The sequence below is a fragment of the Pseudomonas sp. 51_B genome, assembly GCF_017491595.1.
GTDB lineage: Bacteria > Pseudomonadota > Gammaproteobacteria > Pseudomonadales > Pseudomonadaceae > Aquipseudomonas > Aquipseudomonas promysalinigenes.
Genome location: NZ_JAFGYW010000017.1, coordinates 60349 through 77426, shown reverse-complemented (window position 1 = coordinate 77426; position 17078 = coordinate 60349). Strand labels below are relative to the sequence as shown.

Genomic DNA, 17078 nt, shown 5'->3' with positions numbered 1-17078 from the left:
CGGTGGATCAGCCGGGCATGATCTCAGGGGGCGCGTCCTGCGGCAACCTTGGGCCGCCCGGTCGCGCCGCGAGTGCCCGAAGAAAATCGGCTGCTGGCATTGGCCGAGCGAACAGGTAACCCTGCTGGAAGTCCACGCCGCTGCGCGCCAGGTAGTCCCGCTGAACCTCGGTTTCAACCCCTTCGGCAACGATGCCCAAGCTCAATTTGGCGCAAAGCTCGATGATGCTGTCCAGGATATGTTGCGACAACGCATCGCCCCCGATCATGGCCACGAAGCTCTGGTCGATCTTCAGGTAATCGACCTTGAACTGGCGCAGGTAGTTGAGGCTTGATTGGCCGGTGCCAAAATCATCGAGGGCGATCATCACCCCCATCTCATGCAGTTTGGCGAACAATTCCAATGCGACCGGCGTGGCCTCGAGCAGTTTGCGCTCGGTCAGCTCCAGTGTCAGCCGTATCCTTCCTGCGGGGAAATGCTCAAGGAAGGTTCGGCAGTCGTCGAGCAGGCTCAAATCTCGACAGTGATCGGCAGTGATATTGATGCCGATATGAAAGCCGTCTTCCAACAACGCTGCGTAAGGGGCGAGGTTCTGCGCAGTGTGCAGCATCAGCGCCCGGGTCATCTCGACGATCTGACCGCTGTGTTCGGCGTAGGGGATGAACAGGTCCGGGCGGACCAGGCCTTCGCGGGGATGGTTCCAGCGCATCAGCACTTCGGCCCCCGCCCAGCGGTAGTCCCCTCTGCGCACAACCGGTTGGAAATAGGGCAAGAACTCATCGGCTTGCAACGCCCGCTGCAGTTCCGCACGGGGGGAGCTGGCGCGGCGCAGTTGCCAGTGGCAGACACTGCCGGCGGCCACCCCGAGTATCAACAACAGGCTGAGCAGGGCAGGGTAGTGACTGCGCAGCATCTGGGCAGGTTTGTCGGCCCCGTAGCCACCGTGCACGCTGAAAGGGTAGCGAGCCGAGCCTAGGGTTAGATCGGCGGTGGCGGCAACCGGTGGAACGCCGCTATGCACCACGCCGTCCTTGCCCATCCAGGCGTTGCCGACACGGATCTGTAGTGCCTCCTGCGAGCCGATCAAACGCAAAGCCGAGAGCAGATGGTCGCCGTCCAGCGTGGTAATCGCTCCGCGATCGCCATCGATGGCGCGATACACCAGCAGGGGGTGGCCAGGCGTTACCGAGTTGCCATTCATCAGCCAGAGCTGCCCGTCAGTGTAATCACTCGCGTGAACGGGCTCGTGGTAATCGCCAAACAGTGAGGTGCAATACAGGTTGTTCTGGCGAAACAGGTTGGTTGACCTGACAAAAGCATTGCGCGTGACCTGAGTGCGCAGTGCCAGCTCCACCTCGCTGCATGGGCTTCCTGCCAGCGGCAGCAGCGCCTGCGCGGCGTTGGCCAGGTTGTCTAGAATGTGATCGACATGCTCGACCACCTGCTGTGTAGTCGCCTGGCTGCTGGCACGCAATTCGCGCTCGATCTGCCAGTTCATCACCGCCAGGCCGCAGGCCAGCGGCAGCACGCCGACCGCCCACGGCAGCAGAGAGCGCCAACTGCACCGAGCGGGGCGTTTGGAGGTGAGAGGCATGCGCTGTCGATCTTCCTGAATGCTGACAAGCTGAGGATAGCCTTTTGCTGGGCAGCGTGACTAACTAATGCGCGACAAAGCCATTTACGCCATGTAGAATTCATTTACGAATACAACAATAAGGTCCTTCCAGCGTGAAGGGTCAACCCCGCCGAGAATGGGTCCATATGACATACCATGGGTTCAAGCTGATCATTGGTGACTTCCTCGCGCGTAGCGTGCGCGGTATCCCGTGCTCTCCGCCACTGTCGTTCCACATCCTACGCATTCTTTAATTTTCGCTGCAGATGAGGGTACGAACATGGCTGATATCTTTGACAATCCAATGGGCCTGATGGGCTTCGAATTCATTGAGCTCGCCTCGCCGACGCCAGGGGTGCTGGAGCCGGTATTCCAGATGCTGGGCTTCACCAAAGTGGCCACCCACCGTTCCAAGGATGTGCACCTGTATCGCCAGGGCGGTATCAACCTTATTTTGAACAACGAACCCAAGAGCATTGCCTCGTATTTCGCTGCCGAGCATGGGCCGTCCGTGTGCGGCATGGCGTTCCGCGTGCGCAACGCGCATGAAGCCTATGCCCGGGCTCTGGAGCTGGGGGCTCAGCCGGTCGAGATAGAAACTGGCCCGATGGAGTTGCGCCTGCCCGCTATCAAAGGCATTGGTGGTGCTCCGCTCTACTTGATCGACCGTTTCGAAGAAGGCAGTTCGATCTATGACATCGACTTCAATTTCATCGAGGGTGTCGATCGCAACCCGGTTGGCGCGGGCCTGAAGATCATCGACCACCTGACCCACAACGTTTACCGCGGGCGCATGGCTTATTGGGCCGGGTTCTACGAAAAGCTGTTCAACTTCCGTGAAATCCGTTACTTCGACATCAAAGGCGAATATACCGGCCTCACGTCCAAGGCCATGACCGCACCTGACGGCATGATCCGCATTCCGCTCAACGAAGAGTCGTCCAAGGGGGCGGGGCAGATCGAAGAGTTCCTCATGCAGTTCAACGGTGAAGGTATACAGCATGTGGCCTTCTTGACCGATGACCTGCTCAAGACCTGGGATGCCCTCAAGGGCCTTGGCATGCGCTTCATGACCGCGCCGCCGCAAACTTACTACGAAATGCTCGAAGAACGCCTGCCTGGCCACGGCGAGCCAGTGGGCCAACTGCAAGCGCGCGGTATCCTGCTCGATGGCGCTTCCGAGTCAGGCGACAAACGCCTTCTGCTGCAGATTTTCTCGGAAACGCTACTTGGCCCGGTTTTCTTCGAGTTCATCCAGCGTAAAGGGGATGACGGGTTCGGTGAGGGCAATTTCAAGGCATTGTTCGAGTCCATCGAGCGCGATCAAGTGCGCCGTGGCGTGCTCAGTGCCGATTGAATGCATACCGCGTTGCGCCGTCAGCCCTGGCTGACGGCGCCCCTCACGCGGCGGCTACGCTGCCGGAACAAGCCCCAGTAGGCAATTGCGCCGGTGATGATGCCCACCAGCGCCAGGGATGGGAATAATTGTTTCATGGTCTGGCGAGCTTCCCGGGCCGAGTAGCCTGACGGGTACCCCGCTTTGACGGTGTACCCGTACTTTTTCGAAACACCCTCTTGGAAAAACTCGGCTTGTGAGGGCCTGGACGCGTCGCGACTGTCGCCGTCGCTCCAGATATACAGGTCTTCGAACTCCAGCAACAATGTCAGGCCAGTTTGAAAAGCGCGCAGTTCATTTTGAAGCAGGATGCCATAAGACGTGGCGATGACTCCTCTGTTCTCTTGCGTGGTCTGATAGACCAAGAGCATGTCGTGAGGTGTTACAGGAGGGTCCAGCATCAAACGAAACTGCGAGCTGACATCGGCGAAGCTTTGATCCGGTGCAGACGGCGCCTTCATGCTGTTGCAGTAGGGTCGCCCGTTGGAAGTCAAAGCTAGCGAGCGTAGGTGAGGTGCTTGGGTTACCAAGTCGATCAATTGTGGCTCGGCGTTCTCGCAGTGGGTTCCTGCCAGTGTCATTGCAGCAGTGGCCGATGCCTTGATGCGGTCCAGTGCCAAGTCCACCGAATAGATGGCTTCGCCAACCGAGATTCTTGCCGTCTCCTCGAGCTTCTTGTCTTGTTGATAGAACATGATCATCAGCCCAGTGCCCACCGGCAGCAAACTTATCGCCAATGTCAGTAAAAGTTCGATCAAACTCTGCCCTGCAGTTTTGATTCTTGACATGAATGTCCAGCCCCATTTCCCAGCAGCTCGAGATGAGCCGCCCAACGGCAAGCCTAAGAATCAATCGATGCATGGGATGTAGTCCAACGCCTTTGCCGCTTCGTGAACTACGCCGCTCGCCTGTAGGACTCACTGCGCCTGCAGTGCAGTAATCACCTTTTGCGCCAGCAGCGCCGTTGAGGCAGGGTTCTGCCCGGTGAGTAACCTCCCGTCGCCAACCACGAACGGTTGCCAGGGGTCATCGCCTTTGTGATAGAGGCCGCCGCGTGCGATCAACTCATTTTCAGTGAGAAAAGGCACCACCGTGTCCAACGCTGCCAATTTCTCTTCTGTATTGGAAAAACCGGTTACCTGCCGGTCCTTGAGCAGCAGGCTGTTGTCGCTGAGCTTGATGTTCAGTAAGCCGACCACGCCGTGACAAACTGCGGCAATGATGCCATTGCTTTCATAGACCTTGCGCGCCACGCCTTGAAGCGGTTGATTGTTGGGGAAATCGAACATCACCCCGTGACCCCCGGTGTAATACATGGCGCAATAATCCTCAGCCTTGAGCTGGTCCGGGCTTGAGGTTGAGCCTAGAAGATTCAAGAACGACTTGTCTTCTAACCATTGCCAGTCCAGGTCCGGCGCCATCTGCAAGCTATGGGGGTCGATAGGCACATAACCGCCGCCAGGGCTCACGTAATCAACTTGGTATCCAGCCTTGAGTACGGCATCGACGAAATGCACGGCCTCACCCAACCACAGGCCAGTAGCTCGTTTGATGGCGGGATATTTAGGAGTATTGGTCAGTACCACGAGAATTTTCTTGCTCATCGCCACGCTCTCTGATCATTCTTTCGAGGCTATGCGTTGCTTGGCGCAGGTAAACCTTTTGAGCATAGCTTGCGTTGTACCAAGCGCCATTGCGCAACGGCTTCTATGCTCAAGGCAGCACCTGCTGCATGCGCCACTCGCGCGCAGTGAATGCGCTGACGGATTTTCCAGCAGATGCGTAAAACGGACTTTCAACCAGCAGTGGTGGAATCACAGCGATGTTCGCAAAAGACAGGCCGCACAAGGCGTCGGGGCAGGGCAGGGGGCAGGCCACTGGGGGGCAATCGCCATCGGGCATGGCTGCACAGATTGCCCAATTCGACTGGCATAACACTCCACTTGGGGCGCTGCCGCACTGGCAGGCACCTTTGCGCACAGCCGTAGATATGATGCTGCTCTCGCCGTTTCCCAGCGCGGTGGTCTGGGGCGCCGAGATGACAGTGGTGCATAACGACCCTTACCTGGCATTGATCGAGGGTGATGGCCATGGGCTGGGCCAAGCCTTTGACACGCTCTGGGCCACAGCCTGGGAGAACATCGGGCCTTGGGTGTTCGAGGCATTCAATGGAGGGGCGAACTTTGTCGAGAATCAACCTGTGCGGCTCGTTCGCAAGCGCATGGGCGGCCAAGCCTGTTTCGTTTTTAGCTACACCCCGCTACGCGACGAAGACCATGAGGTGGCAGGTTTCATGCACACGGTCATCGATACTAGCGCCGGTGTCGATGCACATGATAAATGGCGTGAACAAGCGCTGGCGTTCGAGCGCCAGATCGAGCGCGTTCTGGCCGACCGCGATCAGATCTGGCAGCTTTCCCGGGACGCCATGATCGTGGTGACCCGCGACCTGCTGTTGCAAGCGGTCAATCCAACTTGGCAGCGCGTTCTTGGCTGGGCCGAGGATGAAGTGCGGGGTACGGCGATATTGGAATTGGTCCATCCTGCCGACAGGGCCGAGGTTGAGGTGGCGGTGATGGAATTCGTTCATGACCGCGGGCTCGAGCAACTGGAAACACGTTTGCGCCACAAGGACGGGCACTACCGTATGTTCCGCTGGACCGCTACGTTCGACGGCACGTTGCTGACTGCCGTGGGCCGCGACGTGTCACAGGATCAAGACGATGCCTTGCGTCAACTCGACAACCTGGTCAGGGCCAGTCAGCGTCTGGATGCCGTCAGCCACGTAGCAGGGGGCATGGCCCACGAGCTTAATAACCTGCTGTCGGGCATCAGTGGCAGCCTGGAATTGATGCAGCGACGGATGGAGCAAGGCCGCCTCGAGCAGATCGATCGTTACGTTTCGATGGCCAACGATTCGGTGAGCAAGGCTATGTCGCTCACTCACCATTTGCTGGCATTTTCCCGCCATCAGCCGTTGTCACCCAAACCGTTGGACATCAATCGCGAACTCAATGCGATGGAGCCGCTGCTACGCCAGGTGTTGGGCGCCGAAATGCGAGTGAACTGGGAACTGGATTTTTTACCCTGGACCGTATGCCTGGATGTCGCGCAGCTCGAGAATGCTTTGCTGAACCTCCTAGCCAATGCGCGCGAAGCTTGCCTGGGGCAAGGCCTGGTCACGTTACGCACGATCAACACGCGCGTGCAGGCATCTTCTTCCGATAAGCGTGGCGTTGCCCCAGGTGACTATGTCGCACTCTACGTGTGCGACGATGGCCACGGTATGCCTGAGATTGACCTGGCGCGCGCGTTTGAACCTTTCTTCACCACCAAGCCAATGGGCCATGGCGCCGGATTGGGGCTGGCGATGGTCTATGGGTTCGTCGGCCAGTCGGGTGGCCATGTCTGGCTTGAGTCCGAGCCTGATCAGGGTATGAAAGTCTGTATGTTGTTTCCACGTTGCCTCGAACATATTGCCCAAGCCCCTCAGCAGCCTGTACCCAGCGTTTCAAGGGCCAATGGGCAGCGCGTGTTGCTGGTGGACGATGAGGAGAACCTGCGGCTGGTGATGAAGGAATACCTTCAGGAGCGCGGCTTTGATGTCTGCGATGCGAGGGATGCCAAGTCGGCGCTCGAGCGCTTCCGCCATCACGGCCCCTTCGATCTGGTGATCACCGACATCGGCTTGCCCGGCGGTTTCAGCGGGCGGCAGGTGGCCCGGGCGATGCGCATGGCTAGGCCTGAACAAAAGATCCTGTTGATTACCGGCTTCAATGACCAACCACTGGAACCGCCGTTGTCCAACGCACCGGGTACCGCTTTACTGCTCAAGCCGTTCGCGTTATCGAGCCTGATGAACCAAGCGCTGATCATGTTGGGTGAATGAACGCGCTCAGGGTTTGCCCAATATGTTGGCCACACGAGCCTGCAACTGCTTGAGTTCGAAAGGTTTGCTCACCAATTGCATGCCGGGGGCAAGAAACCCTTCACGTGCCATGGCCGTCTCGGCATAGCCGGTGATGAACAGTATTGGCAGATGCGGGCGCAGGGTTCGCGCGATCTCTGCCAGTTGTCGCCCACTCATGCCGGGTAACCCGACGTCGCTTAGCAGCAGGTCGACCGCCAGCCCTGAACGCAGCAGCTGCAGGGCTTCGGTGGCGTTGCCCACACTCTGGCAAGGGAAGCCTTCATCTTCAAGTGCCTGGCACAGCAGTTGGCGTACATGGGGGTCATCTTCGACCACCAGCACATGTCGACCTTCACGGGGCTGTGGTGAAGGTTCAGGTGTAGTGCAAGGTTGTTGCTGGTCGAGGTAGCGAGGTAGATAAAGATCGACCCGAGTACCATGGCCGATCTCACTCCACAGTTTGACTTGGCCATGGGACTGCTTGCTGAAGCCGTAGACCATCGACAGGCCAAGGCCTATACCTCGGCCCACGGGCTTGGTACTGAAGAAAGGCTCGAAGGCGTGTTCCAATGTGCTTTGCGACATGCCGTGACCATCATCAATGATGCTCAGCCGAGTAAATTCGCCGGGTTCCAGGGCGATGATGGCAGCGCCATGGGCATCCATACGCTGGTTGCTGGCCTGGATCCTAACCGTGCCACCATTGGGCATGGCTTCGCAGGCATTGACCAGAAGATTGGTGATTGCCTCCAGCAGTTGCTCACTATCGGCCTGAACCGGCCACAGATCTTGCGGCAATTCTACCTGCAGGCTTACGCCAGGATCGATACAGGCCTGAAGCCGCTGTGGTTCGAGCAGGGCATGCAGATCTATGTGCTGGCTTTGCAGCGACTGCCTGGACGAAAACGCCAACAACCGATGGGTGAGTGCTGCTGCGCGGGACACGGCTTCCTGGCCCATCTGCAGGATTGTTTGCAAGCCATCGCTGCGATGTTGCTTCAAGCGCCGTTCGATCAGCTCGAAACTACCCCCGATGCTGGTCAGTAGGTTATTGAAATCGTGCGCAACACCCCCAGCTAACTGGCCAATGGCTTCCATTTTACGGGTCTGTTGCCGGGCCTGTTCGGCCGCCCGCTGCTCGTCGCGGCGCGCATCAAGACACTGTTGTAGCTCATTGATATGGTCCCGGGCCATGTACTGCCGGCTTCGGTTTCGCAAGGCTGTGCGGATCAGGTGAAGCAGGTGTTGTTCATCGTACGGCACGGCCAGCAGTATGAGGTTGCCAAGTGCTAGCACCGAGCTTGAGCGAGTTACCTCGGGCGTAGGGGTCAAAAGCACGATGGTCAGGTCCGACCAGAGCGGCTGCTGGTCGACAAAGCTTTTGAGGAGCAACGCTGCTTCGCTGTCCAGCGCCTGTTCGGCAATGATTGCCACGCCTGCACCCTCGAACAGGCAGCTGTGCAATTTGGCGACATCCTTTGCACACAAACATTGCACCCCGGCAGCGGCCAGCAATTTCGAAGCATTACTGGCAAGCCGCCGCGGAGCCAGGATCAGAGCACGTTCGTCCATCGACAGCGGACTGGCCAATGCGATTCTCCTGATGATGTCGACAAGGTCGATTGGGGACCTCGTCACCTTCAATGGTCCGATAATCACTCGACCATGGCTATTCTCTGAGGGTTCAACGCATCTACAGGCCTTTTTGCAGGAAGGGGTCGTCCGGGTTCTGGCGCTCCAGCTCAGCCAGTAAGACTTGAACGTTCTGTAACTGGCCGGTCTCCTTCCAGTACTGGATCAGCAGCACCCGTGCTCGGCGATTGGCCGGTTGGCGGCTGAGCACGGTTTCCAGCTGCTTTTGCGCGGCGTCTGGTTGTTCCAGGTCGTGCAGGGTGACCGCCAGGGTGTAGCGGTAGTCGGTGTTTTCAGGCTCCAGTTCCACTGCCCGCGACAGCGCGAGCAGGGCGTACTCACGCTGATTATGGCGAATCAGCCACAGCCCGAGTTCATACTGCAGAAATGCTGAGTTCGGGCGCAGGGCCAAGGCTTTGGCAAGCACTTGGCGGGATTGGTCATGCAGGCCCTGGCGTTCGAGCAAACGTACATTTGTGGCGAGGGCGTCGAGGTTCTCGGGGTCAACGGCAAGGCTGCGCTGCACGGCCGCGGCAGCCTGGTCGTAATCATTTTCGTGCAGATAAAGGCGTGCCAGGTGCACCTGGGCTTGCGCATCGTCGGGCTGGGTTTCCAGCACCTGCTGGTACTGCTCCAGTGCGCTCTGCAACGGCCCGAAATAAAGGCCAATGGCGTCCGGGTCGAGGCCGAGCAAGGCGTCAACCGCCGCAAAGCGCACGCTCTGATCATCATCGTCCAGCAAAGGGCCTAGTACCAAGCTGCGTTGGGAAGGCTGCAAGAGCCTTCGAACACTGGCGATGGCAGCGCGGCGCACCAAGGGTTCATCGTTCTCCAAGCCAAGGCGGGCCAGCTGCAGGGCCTGGGGCGAGGGATAATTGGGCAACTCGGCGTAAAGCGCCGCGCGGCGGATCGGCGTCAGATCATCGCGTCGCAGCTGTTGATACAGCACTCGGGCTGCACCTGGCAGGCCATCATGTGCCTGGCGCAGCGCCTTGCTGTAGCTGTAAGGCGGTTGCGCTGGCGCAGAGGGCTCATCGCCCCGGCGCAGTAAAACGATGGCGATGAACACCAGAATCAGCAGCAGGATGGCGATCAGGTAGCTGTGGCGTCTGGGCATCGGGCACTGCGGTCCATGGCCGTGAAAACGCAAAGCTTGGGGCAGAATGCCTTGAGCTGCAAGTTGCAGGGTGGCTGGGCGAGACAAAAAAAGCCCCGCTGACCTAAGCCGGCGGGGCAAACGGTTGGGAAAACCAACCAAAGGAGTCGTTGAAGCTGCAGGGGTCAGCGCACGCTGGCAACCGTCTCTGGTTGCCAGCCGCCACCCAGGGCCTTGTAGATCGCGACGATGCCGCGGTACAGCTCTACTTCGCCCTGGGCCTGAGCATCTTCGGCGCTCAGGCGCTCGCGCTCGGCATCGAGCAATACCAGGTAGTCCACGGTGCCCTCGCGGTAACGCACCGACGCAAGGTCTGCGGCCTTGCGGCTAGCTTCGCTCTGGCGCATCAGCGACATCAGCCGCTGCTGGGTCTTGTCGTAGTCGCTGAAGGCGTTGGCCGACTCTTCCAAGGCCAGCAGTACCTGTTGCTCATAATTGGCCAGGGCGCCCTCGGCATCTGCCTTGGCGCCACGCAGACGGGCCCTTACGCTGCCCAGATCGAACGCCGCCCAGGTGATGCTTGGCCCTAACGCCCATGCATTGGCGGCCGAAGCGCCGATCTGCGAGCCACGGGCAGCGGTAAAGCCCAGGAAGCCGCTGAGGCTCACCCGAGGGAACAGGTCGGCGGTGGCTACACCCACGTTGGCAGTGGCCGCAGCCAGCTGGCGCTCGGCGCTGCGCACATCCGGGCGGCGGCGCAGCAGCTCGCCGGGGTCACCCACCGGCAGGGCCTTGGCGATAGCCGGCAAGGCTTTGGGCGACAGGTCAACGCTCAGCGCCTCGGGGCGCTGGCCCAGCAGGGTGGCGATACGGTGACGCGCCCTGGCCTGTTCGGCCTGCAACTGCGGAATCGTGGCTTGCACACCTGCCAGGCGCGCATCGGCACGCACCACATCAAGCTCGTTGCCAACCCCCGCGTCGCGCAGGGTCACGGTGATGGTCCGCGATTGCTGTTGAGTCTTGAGGTTGGCCTGGGCGATGTTTTCGCGCAGTTGCGCGCCCCGCAGTTGGCCGTAGGCATCGACCAGCTCGGCGATCAGGCTGACCTGCAACTGTTGCAAGTCGGCCTGGGCCGCCGCTGCTTGGGCTTCGCTGGCTTCGATCTGGCGCTGGATGCGGCCGAACAAATCAAGCTCCCAGGCCATGTCCAGGCCTAGATCATAGCGCTCGCTATTGACCCGTTGATCGGTCTGGCCAGGAATCTGGCCTTTGCCGATTTCGCTGCTGGCGCGGCTTGTGACGACCGGAAACTGATCGTTGGCAGCGTCATCGCGGATCGCTCGGGCTGACTTGAACCGCGCGAACGCCACGCGCAGGTCGCGGTTGCCCTGCAGCGATGCCTGCACCAACTGGTTCAGCACAGGGTCGTCGAACTGCTTCCACCACAGGCTTTCGAAGCGATTGCGATCCAGGGCCGTGGCTTGCATGTTGCTGTTGTCCAAGCGCGCAGGCTCGGTGTCGGGGGTCTTGTAGTCCGGCCCGACCGCGCAGGCGGCCAGGGCCAGCGCCAGCAGGCTGGGGGTCAGGGGTTTGAGCAGGTTCATGCGTGGTTCTCCAGCACGTGCGCGTGCTCGGCCTTGCGGGCCTGGCGACGCTCGACGAAGCGGCGGATCAGGAAGAAGAACACCGGTGTCAGGAACAGGCCGAATACGGTCACACCGATCATCCCCGAGAACACCGCCACACCCATGGCATGGCGCATCTCTGAGCCTGCACCGGAGCTGAACACCAACGGCACCACGCCCATGATGAAGGCGATCGAGGTCATCAGGATCGGCCGCAGGCGCAGGCGGCAGGCTTCCAGCACCGCAGCGAGGGGATCGAGGCCCTTGGCTTGTTCATCCTTGGCGAACTCGACGATCAGGATGGCGTTCTTGCACGCAAGCCCCACCAGCACGATCAGGCCGATCTGGGTGAAGATGTTGTTGTCCCCACCCGATACGATCACCCCAGTGATAGCCGACAGCAAGGTCATCGGCACGATCAGGATCACCGCCAGCGGCAGGCTCCAGCTTTCGTATTGGGCGGCCAGCACCAGGAAGGCCAGCAGCACGCACAGTGGGAATACGAACAGCGCCGTGTTGCCCGAGAGAATCTGCTGGTAGGTCAGGTCGGTCCACTCGAAGGTCATGCCGTTGGGCAGCTCTTGTTTGAGCAGCTTTTCCATCGCCGCTTCGGCTTGGCCTGAGCTATAGCCTGGTGCTGCAGCACCGTTGATCTCGGCGGTGATGAAGCCGTTATAGTGCATCACCCGGTCTGGGCCGGAGGTGTCACTGACCTTGAGGAAGGTCGCCAAGGGGATCATCTCGCCCAGGTTGTTGCGCACCTTGAGCTGGCCGATCTGTTCAGCGTCGAGGCGGAACTGCTGTTCGGCCTGAACGTTGACTTGGTAGGTGCGGCCGAACCGGTTGAAGTCGTTGGTGTACAGCGAGCCCAGATAGACCTGCAGGGTGTCGAAGATATCGGTGATCGCCACGCCGTGGGTCTTGGCCTTTTCCCGGTCGATGGCGGCATCGACTTGGGGCACGTTGACCTGATAGCTGGTGAACAGGCCCGCCAGTTCCGGCACCTCATGGCTCTTGGCGATGATGTTCTGGGTTTCTTTGTACAGCGCTTCGTAGCCCAGGTTGCCGCGGTCCTCGATCTGCAGGCGGAAGCCGCCGATGGTGCCCAGCCCTTGTACCGGTGGTGGCGGGAAAATCGCGATGTAGGCGTCCTGGATATCTGCGAACTTGGCGTTCAGTGCAGCGGCGATCGCAGCAGCCGATTGGCTCGGGTCTTTACGCTCGTCGAACGGTTTGAGCGGAGTGAACACGATGCCGCTGTTGGGGCTGTTGGTGAAACCGTTGATCGAAAGGCCAGGGAAGGCGACCGAATCGGCCACGCCCGGTTGCTCAAGGGCAATTTCGCTCATGCGCTTGATGACCGCTTCGGTGCGGTCGAGGCTGGCGGCGTCAGGCAACTGAGCGAAGGCCACCAGGTACTGTTTGTCCTGGGCCGGCACAAAACCGGTTGGCGTGCTGGAGAACCCCAGGTAGGTCAGGCCCATGAGCCCTGCATATACGAACAATGCGATGCCGCTGGAACGGATGACCCGGCGTACGCCGCCCACGTAGCGGTGGCTGGCGCGGTCGAAGAAGCGGTTGAACGGGGCGAACAGCCAGCTACCCAGCAGCCGCTCGAGCAAGCGCGAGAAACGATCCTTGGGCGCGTGATGGTCCTTGAGCAGCACCGCGGCCAGCGCAGGCGACAGGGTCAGCGAGTTGAATGCCGAGATCACGGTGGAAATCGCGATAGTTAGGGCAAACTGCTTGTAGAACTGCCCGGTAAGGCCGGAAATGAACGCCGCAGGCACGAACACAGCGCACAGTACCAGGGCGGTGGCGATGATCGGCCCGGTGACTTCACTCATGGCCTTTTGCGTGGCTTCGAGGGGTTTGAGGCCCAGCCCGATGTTGCGCTCGACGTTCTCTACCACCACGATGGCGTCGTCCACCACGATGCCGATGGCCAACACCAGGCCGAACAACGACAAGGCGTTGAGTGAGAAGCCGAACAGGTGCATGACCGCGAAGGTGCCGATCAGCGAAACCGGTACTGCCATCAACGGGATGATCGAGGCGCGCCAGGTCTGCAGGAACAGAATCACGACCAGCACCACCAGCACCAAGGCTTCGAACAGTGTGTGCACCACCGCTTCGATGGAGCCACGCACGAACACGGTTGGGTCATAGACGATGCTGTAGTCCATCCCCTCGGGGAAGTCCTTTTTCAGTTCGGCCATCTTCGCCCGCACTTCGTCGGAGATATCAATGGCGTTGGAGCCGGGGCGCTGGAAGATTGGAATGGCCACAGCCGGCTGATTGTTCAGCAGCGAGCGCAAGGCGTACTGGCTGGAGCCCAACTCGACCCGGGCGATATCCTTCAGGCGAGTGATTTCGCCATCGGCGCCAGCGCGAACGATGATGTTTTCGAACTCTTCCTCGTTGACCAGGCGGCCTTGGGTGTTGATCGACAGCTGAAAGCTGGTAGAGCCAGGGGCGGGCGGGGCACCAAGCTGGCCGGCAGCGACCTGACGGTTCTGCTCGCGGATGGCGGCGACCACATCGCTGGCGGTGAGGTTGCGCGAAGCGGTCTTGTTCGGGTCCAGCCATACGCGCAGCGAGTAGTCGCCCATACCGAACAGTTGCACGTCGCCGACCCCACCAAGGCGTGCCAGTTCGTCCTTGATGTTGAGAATGGCGTAGTTGGACAGGTACAGCATGTCGTAGCGGTTGTCCGGCGAGGTCAGGTGCACGACCATGGTCAGGTCGGGGGACGCCTTGTCCACGGTGATACCGATCCGTGTCACTTCCTCTGGTAGCTTGGGCTGGGTCCGAGTGACGCGGTTCTGCACCTGCACCTGGGCATTGTCCAGGTCAGTGCCAAGGGCGAAGGTAATGGTCAGGGTCAGCTTGCCGTCGGCAGTGGACTGCGAGGACATGTACAGCATGTTCTCGACGCCGGTAATGGCTTGCTCCAGTGGCGCAGCAACGGTCTCACCGATCACTTTGGGGTTGGCGCCGGGGAAGTTGGCGCGCACGACCACGGTTGGCGGCACCACTTCAGGGTATTCACTGATCGGCAACTGGAACAACGAGATCGAGCCTGCGATCAACAGCACCAGCGATAGCACCGCGGCGAAGATAGGCCGGGTAATGAAGAATTTCGAAAAGTTCATCGGTGTGGTCCTTTAACCGCGTGGCGCCTGGGCGCTGGCGACTTTATCGGTTGAGCCCGCTACCTTCTGCACCGGGTTACTGGCTTGCAGGGCCTGGCGCTGCTGGGCCAGAGCAGCCAGGGTCTGCTCACTGGCCATAGGCGTTTCTTCCGGGGTCACCGGCGAGCCAGGGCGCACCCGCTGCAGGCCCTTGACCACGATGCGGTCGTCCTTGGCCAGGCCGCTGCGCACGATGCGTAAACCCTCAAGCTTTGGCCCCAGCTCAACGGCGCGGTAGGCGGCCTTGTTGTCTTTGTCCATGACCAGCACGAACTTCTTGCCAAGGTCGGTGCCCACAGCTTCGTCGTTGATCAGCACGGCGTCATATTGGGCACTGCCCACCAGCTTCAGGCGGGCATACAAGCCGGGGGTGAACTGGCCGTCGCGGTTGTCGAACACGGCGCGACCACGGATGGTGCCTGTGCGCGGGTTGACCTGGTTGTCGACGAAGTTCATGTGGCCCAGGTGCGGGTTGCCGTTTTCGTTGGTCAGGCCCAGGTACACCGGGGTGCTCTGACCACGTTGGCCTTCCCGCGCCAGCTGGGTGTACTTGAGGTACACGCGCTCGTCGGCGTCGAAGTAGGCGTACACCTTGTCGGTGGAAACCACGCTGGTCAGCGGCGTCACATCGGCGGTGACGATGTTGCCGGCAGTGAATTCAGCACGGCTGACCCGGCCGCTGATCGGCGCAGTGACACGGGTGAAACTGAGGTTAAGGCGTGCCAGGTCGAGCTGCGCCTGGATCGCATCGACCCCAGCGCGTGCTTCGGCAGCGGCGCTGCTGCGCGATTCGGCCAGCTCGGCGGAAATGGCATTGCTGTCACGCAGGCGTTCGCCACGGCGGGCTTCGTTGGCGCTGCGCAGGGCGGTCGCCTTGGCCTGTTGCAATTGCGCTTCGAGGCGGCGGACTTCGGCCTGGAACGGACGAGGGTCGATCTGGAACAACAGATCGCCTTTCTTCACCTGGGCACCTTCGGTGAAACCCACGGAGTCGATCTGGCCCGATACGCGTGGCCGCACTTCGACGGTTTCCGGGGCCTCCAGGCGGCCGGTGAATTCGTCCCACTCGTTGATCGGCTGCTCGATGACCTTGGCAACGCTGACCTTGGGCGCGGCGGGAGCCTGCACGGCGTCAGGGGTGCGGCCACAAGCGCTGATCACCACCACTGCCAGGGCAGCGAGGGGAAAGCGCAAGGGTTTGATTGAGTGATCCATGGAGAACTCCGCCAATGTATTAGTAGTGGGCGGAGTGTGAGTGTCTTGCGCGCAACGCACGAATCGAACGCAGCGAAGGTCATTATCACGGGCAATGATATCTACACGACTACTATCGATGCCAGGCATGCGACCGTGCTTGCAGTTAAGCTCTGCAATGATATTGCCGCCGCACAGACCTTCGCACCCTCATTTGACATAGGCTTACCTTGCAGACTCATTCGCGTTTACCCGGCCCCTTTGGCATCGTTCTGCTCGGTATGCTGCAGATTCTGGTCTGGGGCGGCTCGTTCTTTCTCATGGCCGTGATGGCCGACCCGATCAGCCGCGATACTGGCTGGCCCAGCCAATGGGTCTACGGTGCGCTGTCCCTGAGCCTGATGGTTTCAGCGCTGGTCGCCCCTTGGTCCAGCCGGCTGATCGCCCGCTACGGCGGGCGCCCACAAATGGCGGCCAGCGGCGCGGTGGTGGCGTTGGGATTGTTGATCATGGGCGCCAGTCACGCCTTGGCGTGGTTTATGATGGCCTGGGCCGTAATAGGCATTGGCATGGCCATGGGTTTGTACGAAGCACTGTTCGCCACCCTCGGTGGACTGTATGGCGAAGGCGCGGGCAAGGCCATCACTGGCATCACGCTGATTGCCGGCTTCGCTTCGACGCTGTCGTGGCCAGCGGTGGCATTGGGCATCGAGCACATCGGCTGGCGAGCGACGTGCGTCTGCTATGCACTGCTGCTGCTCGTCGTGGTCGCGCCGCTGTATTGGCGGGTGCTACCAGAGGGAGGGAGGGTCGAACTGCCGGCCAGATCGCAAGCCCAGGCGAGCACAATGGGGGTGGAGCGCAGCCTGTATCTGATGCTGACGAGTATGTTCGCCATCGGCGCGATCATCATGACCGCTATCGCTGTACAACTGGTGGCGGTATTGCAGGGGTTGGGGCACTCTTTGCCGATGGCCATCGGCCTGGCGGCCATGCTCGGCCCCAGCCAGGTGGCATCGCGGGTATTGCAGATCCTGGCGGGCAAACGTCACCCGATATGGACCGCGCTGGCCTGGGTCAGCCTGGTGCTGGCCGGGCTGCTGATCGTGGCATTCGTGCCTGCAGCCACGGCCGTGGGTTTGCTGATATTTGGCTGTGGCAATGGCCTGCGAGCGATCGTGCGGGGGCTGCTACCGCTGGCGTTGATGCCGCCAGACCAGTACGTGCTGCTGATGGGGCGGATGTCTCGGCCGGCGTTGATCGGGCAGGCCGTGACACCAGTGGTAGGAGGCTTTCTGTTCGAGCATTACGGCGCCATCGGCGTGCTGTTGGCTCTCATCCTGCTGGCGCTGACCAATGTGCTGTTGGTGGTGATGGTGATGCGCCGTGTGAGACACCAGGCCAACGGAGTGTGAA

The 17078-nt window shown here is 60.6% G+C and carries 11 protein-coding genes; 3 read left to right on the top strand and 8 right to left on the bottom strand.

From position 1 onward, the window contains the following. Nucleotides 1-7: 7 nt before the first annotated feature. A complete protein-coding gene (locus J5M56_RS17525; protein WP_207937421.1) occupies nucleotides 8-1594 on the bottom strand; it encodes a cyclic diguanylate phosphodiesterase in 1587 nt (528 codons plus the stop codon). A 301-nt stretch (nucleotides 1595-1895) separates the two neighbouring features. Between J5M56_RS17525 and hppD the strand changes: the two genes are divergently transcribed. Continuing rightward, nucleotides 1896-2972: a 4-hydroxyphenylpyruvate dioxygenase gene (hppD, locus tag J5M56_RS17520; protein WP_207937420.1), complete on the top strand. Its 1077-nt coding sequence runs from the start codon at nucleotides 1896-1898 to the stop codon at nucleotides 2970-2972. 20 nt (nucleotides 2973-2992) lie between these two features. On the opposite strand, the gene J5M56_RS17515 is transcribed toward hppD, so the two are convergent. Together J5M56_RS17515 and J5M56_RS17510 are read right to left on the bottom strand one after the other, a co-directional pair. Continuing rightward, nucleotides 2993-3712, bottom strand: coding sequence for a CSS-motif domain-containing protein (locus J5M56_RS17515; RefSeq protein ID WP_243430818.1), 720 nt, complete (start codon nucleotides 3710-3712; stop codon nucleotides 2993-2995). Between the two features lie 216 nt (nucleotides 3713-3928). Beyond that, nucleotides 3929-4615: a type 1 glutamine amidotransferase domain-containing protein gene (locus J5M56_RS17510; RefSeq protein ID WP_060476527.1), complete on the bottom strand. Its 687-nt coding sequence runs from the start codon at nucleotides 4613-4615 to the stop codon at nucleotides 3929-3931. A gap of 296 nt (nucleotides 4616-4911) precedes the next feature. Here J5M56_RS17510 and J5M56_RS17505 point away from each other — a divergent pair, with 296 nt between their 5' ends. Continuing rightward, nucleotides 4912-6900 (top strand): PAS domain-containing sensor histidine kinase, encoded by a 1989-nt coding sequence (locus tag J5M56_RS17505; protein ID WP_207937444.1) that lies wholly within the window; start codon nucleotides 4912-4914, stop codon nucleotides 6898-6900. 6 nt (nucleotides 6901-6906) lie between these two features. On the opposite strand, the gene J5M56_RS17500 is transcribed toward J5M56_RS17505, so the two are convergent. The 5 genes from J5M56_RS17500 to mexE form a co-directional block, all read right to left on the bottom strand. Then, nucleotides 6907-8511, bottom strand: coding sequence for a response regulator (locus tag J5M56_RS17500; protein WP_207937419.1), 1605 nt, complete (start codon nucleotides 8509-8511; stop codon nucleotides 6907-6909). A gap of 103 nt (nucleotides 8512-8614) precedes the next feature. Then, nucleotides 8615-9670 carry a tetratricopeptide repeat protein gene (locus tag J5M56_RS17495; protein ID WP_207937418.1) on the bottom strand — a complete coding sequence of 352 codons (1056 nt, stop codon included), beginning with the start codon at nucleotides 9668-9670 and terminating at the stop codon, nucleotides 8615-8617. Nucleotides 9671-9834: 164 nt separating this feature from the next. After that, nucleotides 9835-11253: a TolC family protein gene (locus tag J5M56_RS17490; RefSeq protein WP_207937417.1), complete on the bottom strand. Its 1419-nt coding sequence runs from the start codon at nucleotides 11251-11253 to the stop codon at nucleotides 9835-9837. After that, complete coding sequence (locus tag J5M56_RS17485) at nucleotides 11250-14429, bottom strand: efflux RND transporter permease subunit (RefSeq protein WP_060476522.1); 3180 nt, start codon at nucleotides 14427-14429, stop codon at nucleotides 11250-11252. Before J5M56_RS17485 ends, J5M56_RS17490 begins: the two co-directional genes overlap by 4 nt. A gap of 12 nt (nucleotides 14430-14441) precedes the next feature. Continuing rightward, the gene (gene mexE, locus J5M56_RS17480) at nucleotides 14442-15683 is read right to left on the bottom strand and encodes a multidrug efflux RND transporter periplasmic adaptor subunit MexE (RefSeq protein WP_207937416.1); all 1242 of its coding nucleotides are present in this window, start codon (nucleotides 15681-15683) and stop codon (nucleotides 14442-14444) included. A 260-nt stretch (nucleotides 15684-15943) separates the two neighbouring features. Here mexE and J5M56_RS17475 point away from each other — a divergent pair, with 260 nt between their 5' ends. Next, a complete protein-coding gene (locus J5M56_RS17475) occupies nucleotides 15944-17077 on the top strand; it encodes an MFS transporter (RefSeq protein ID WP_186477133.1) in 1134 nt (377 codons plus the stop codon). The last annotated feature ends 1 nt before the right edge of the window (nucleotide 17078 follow it).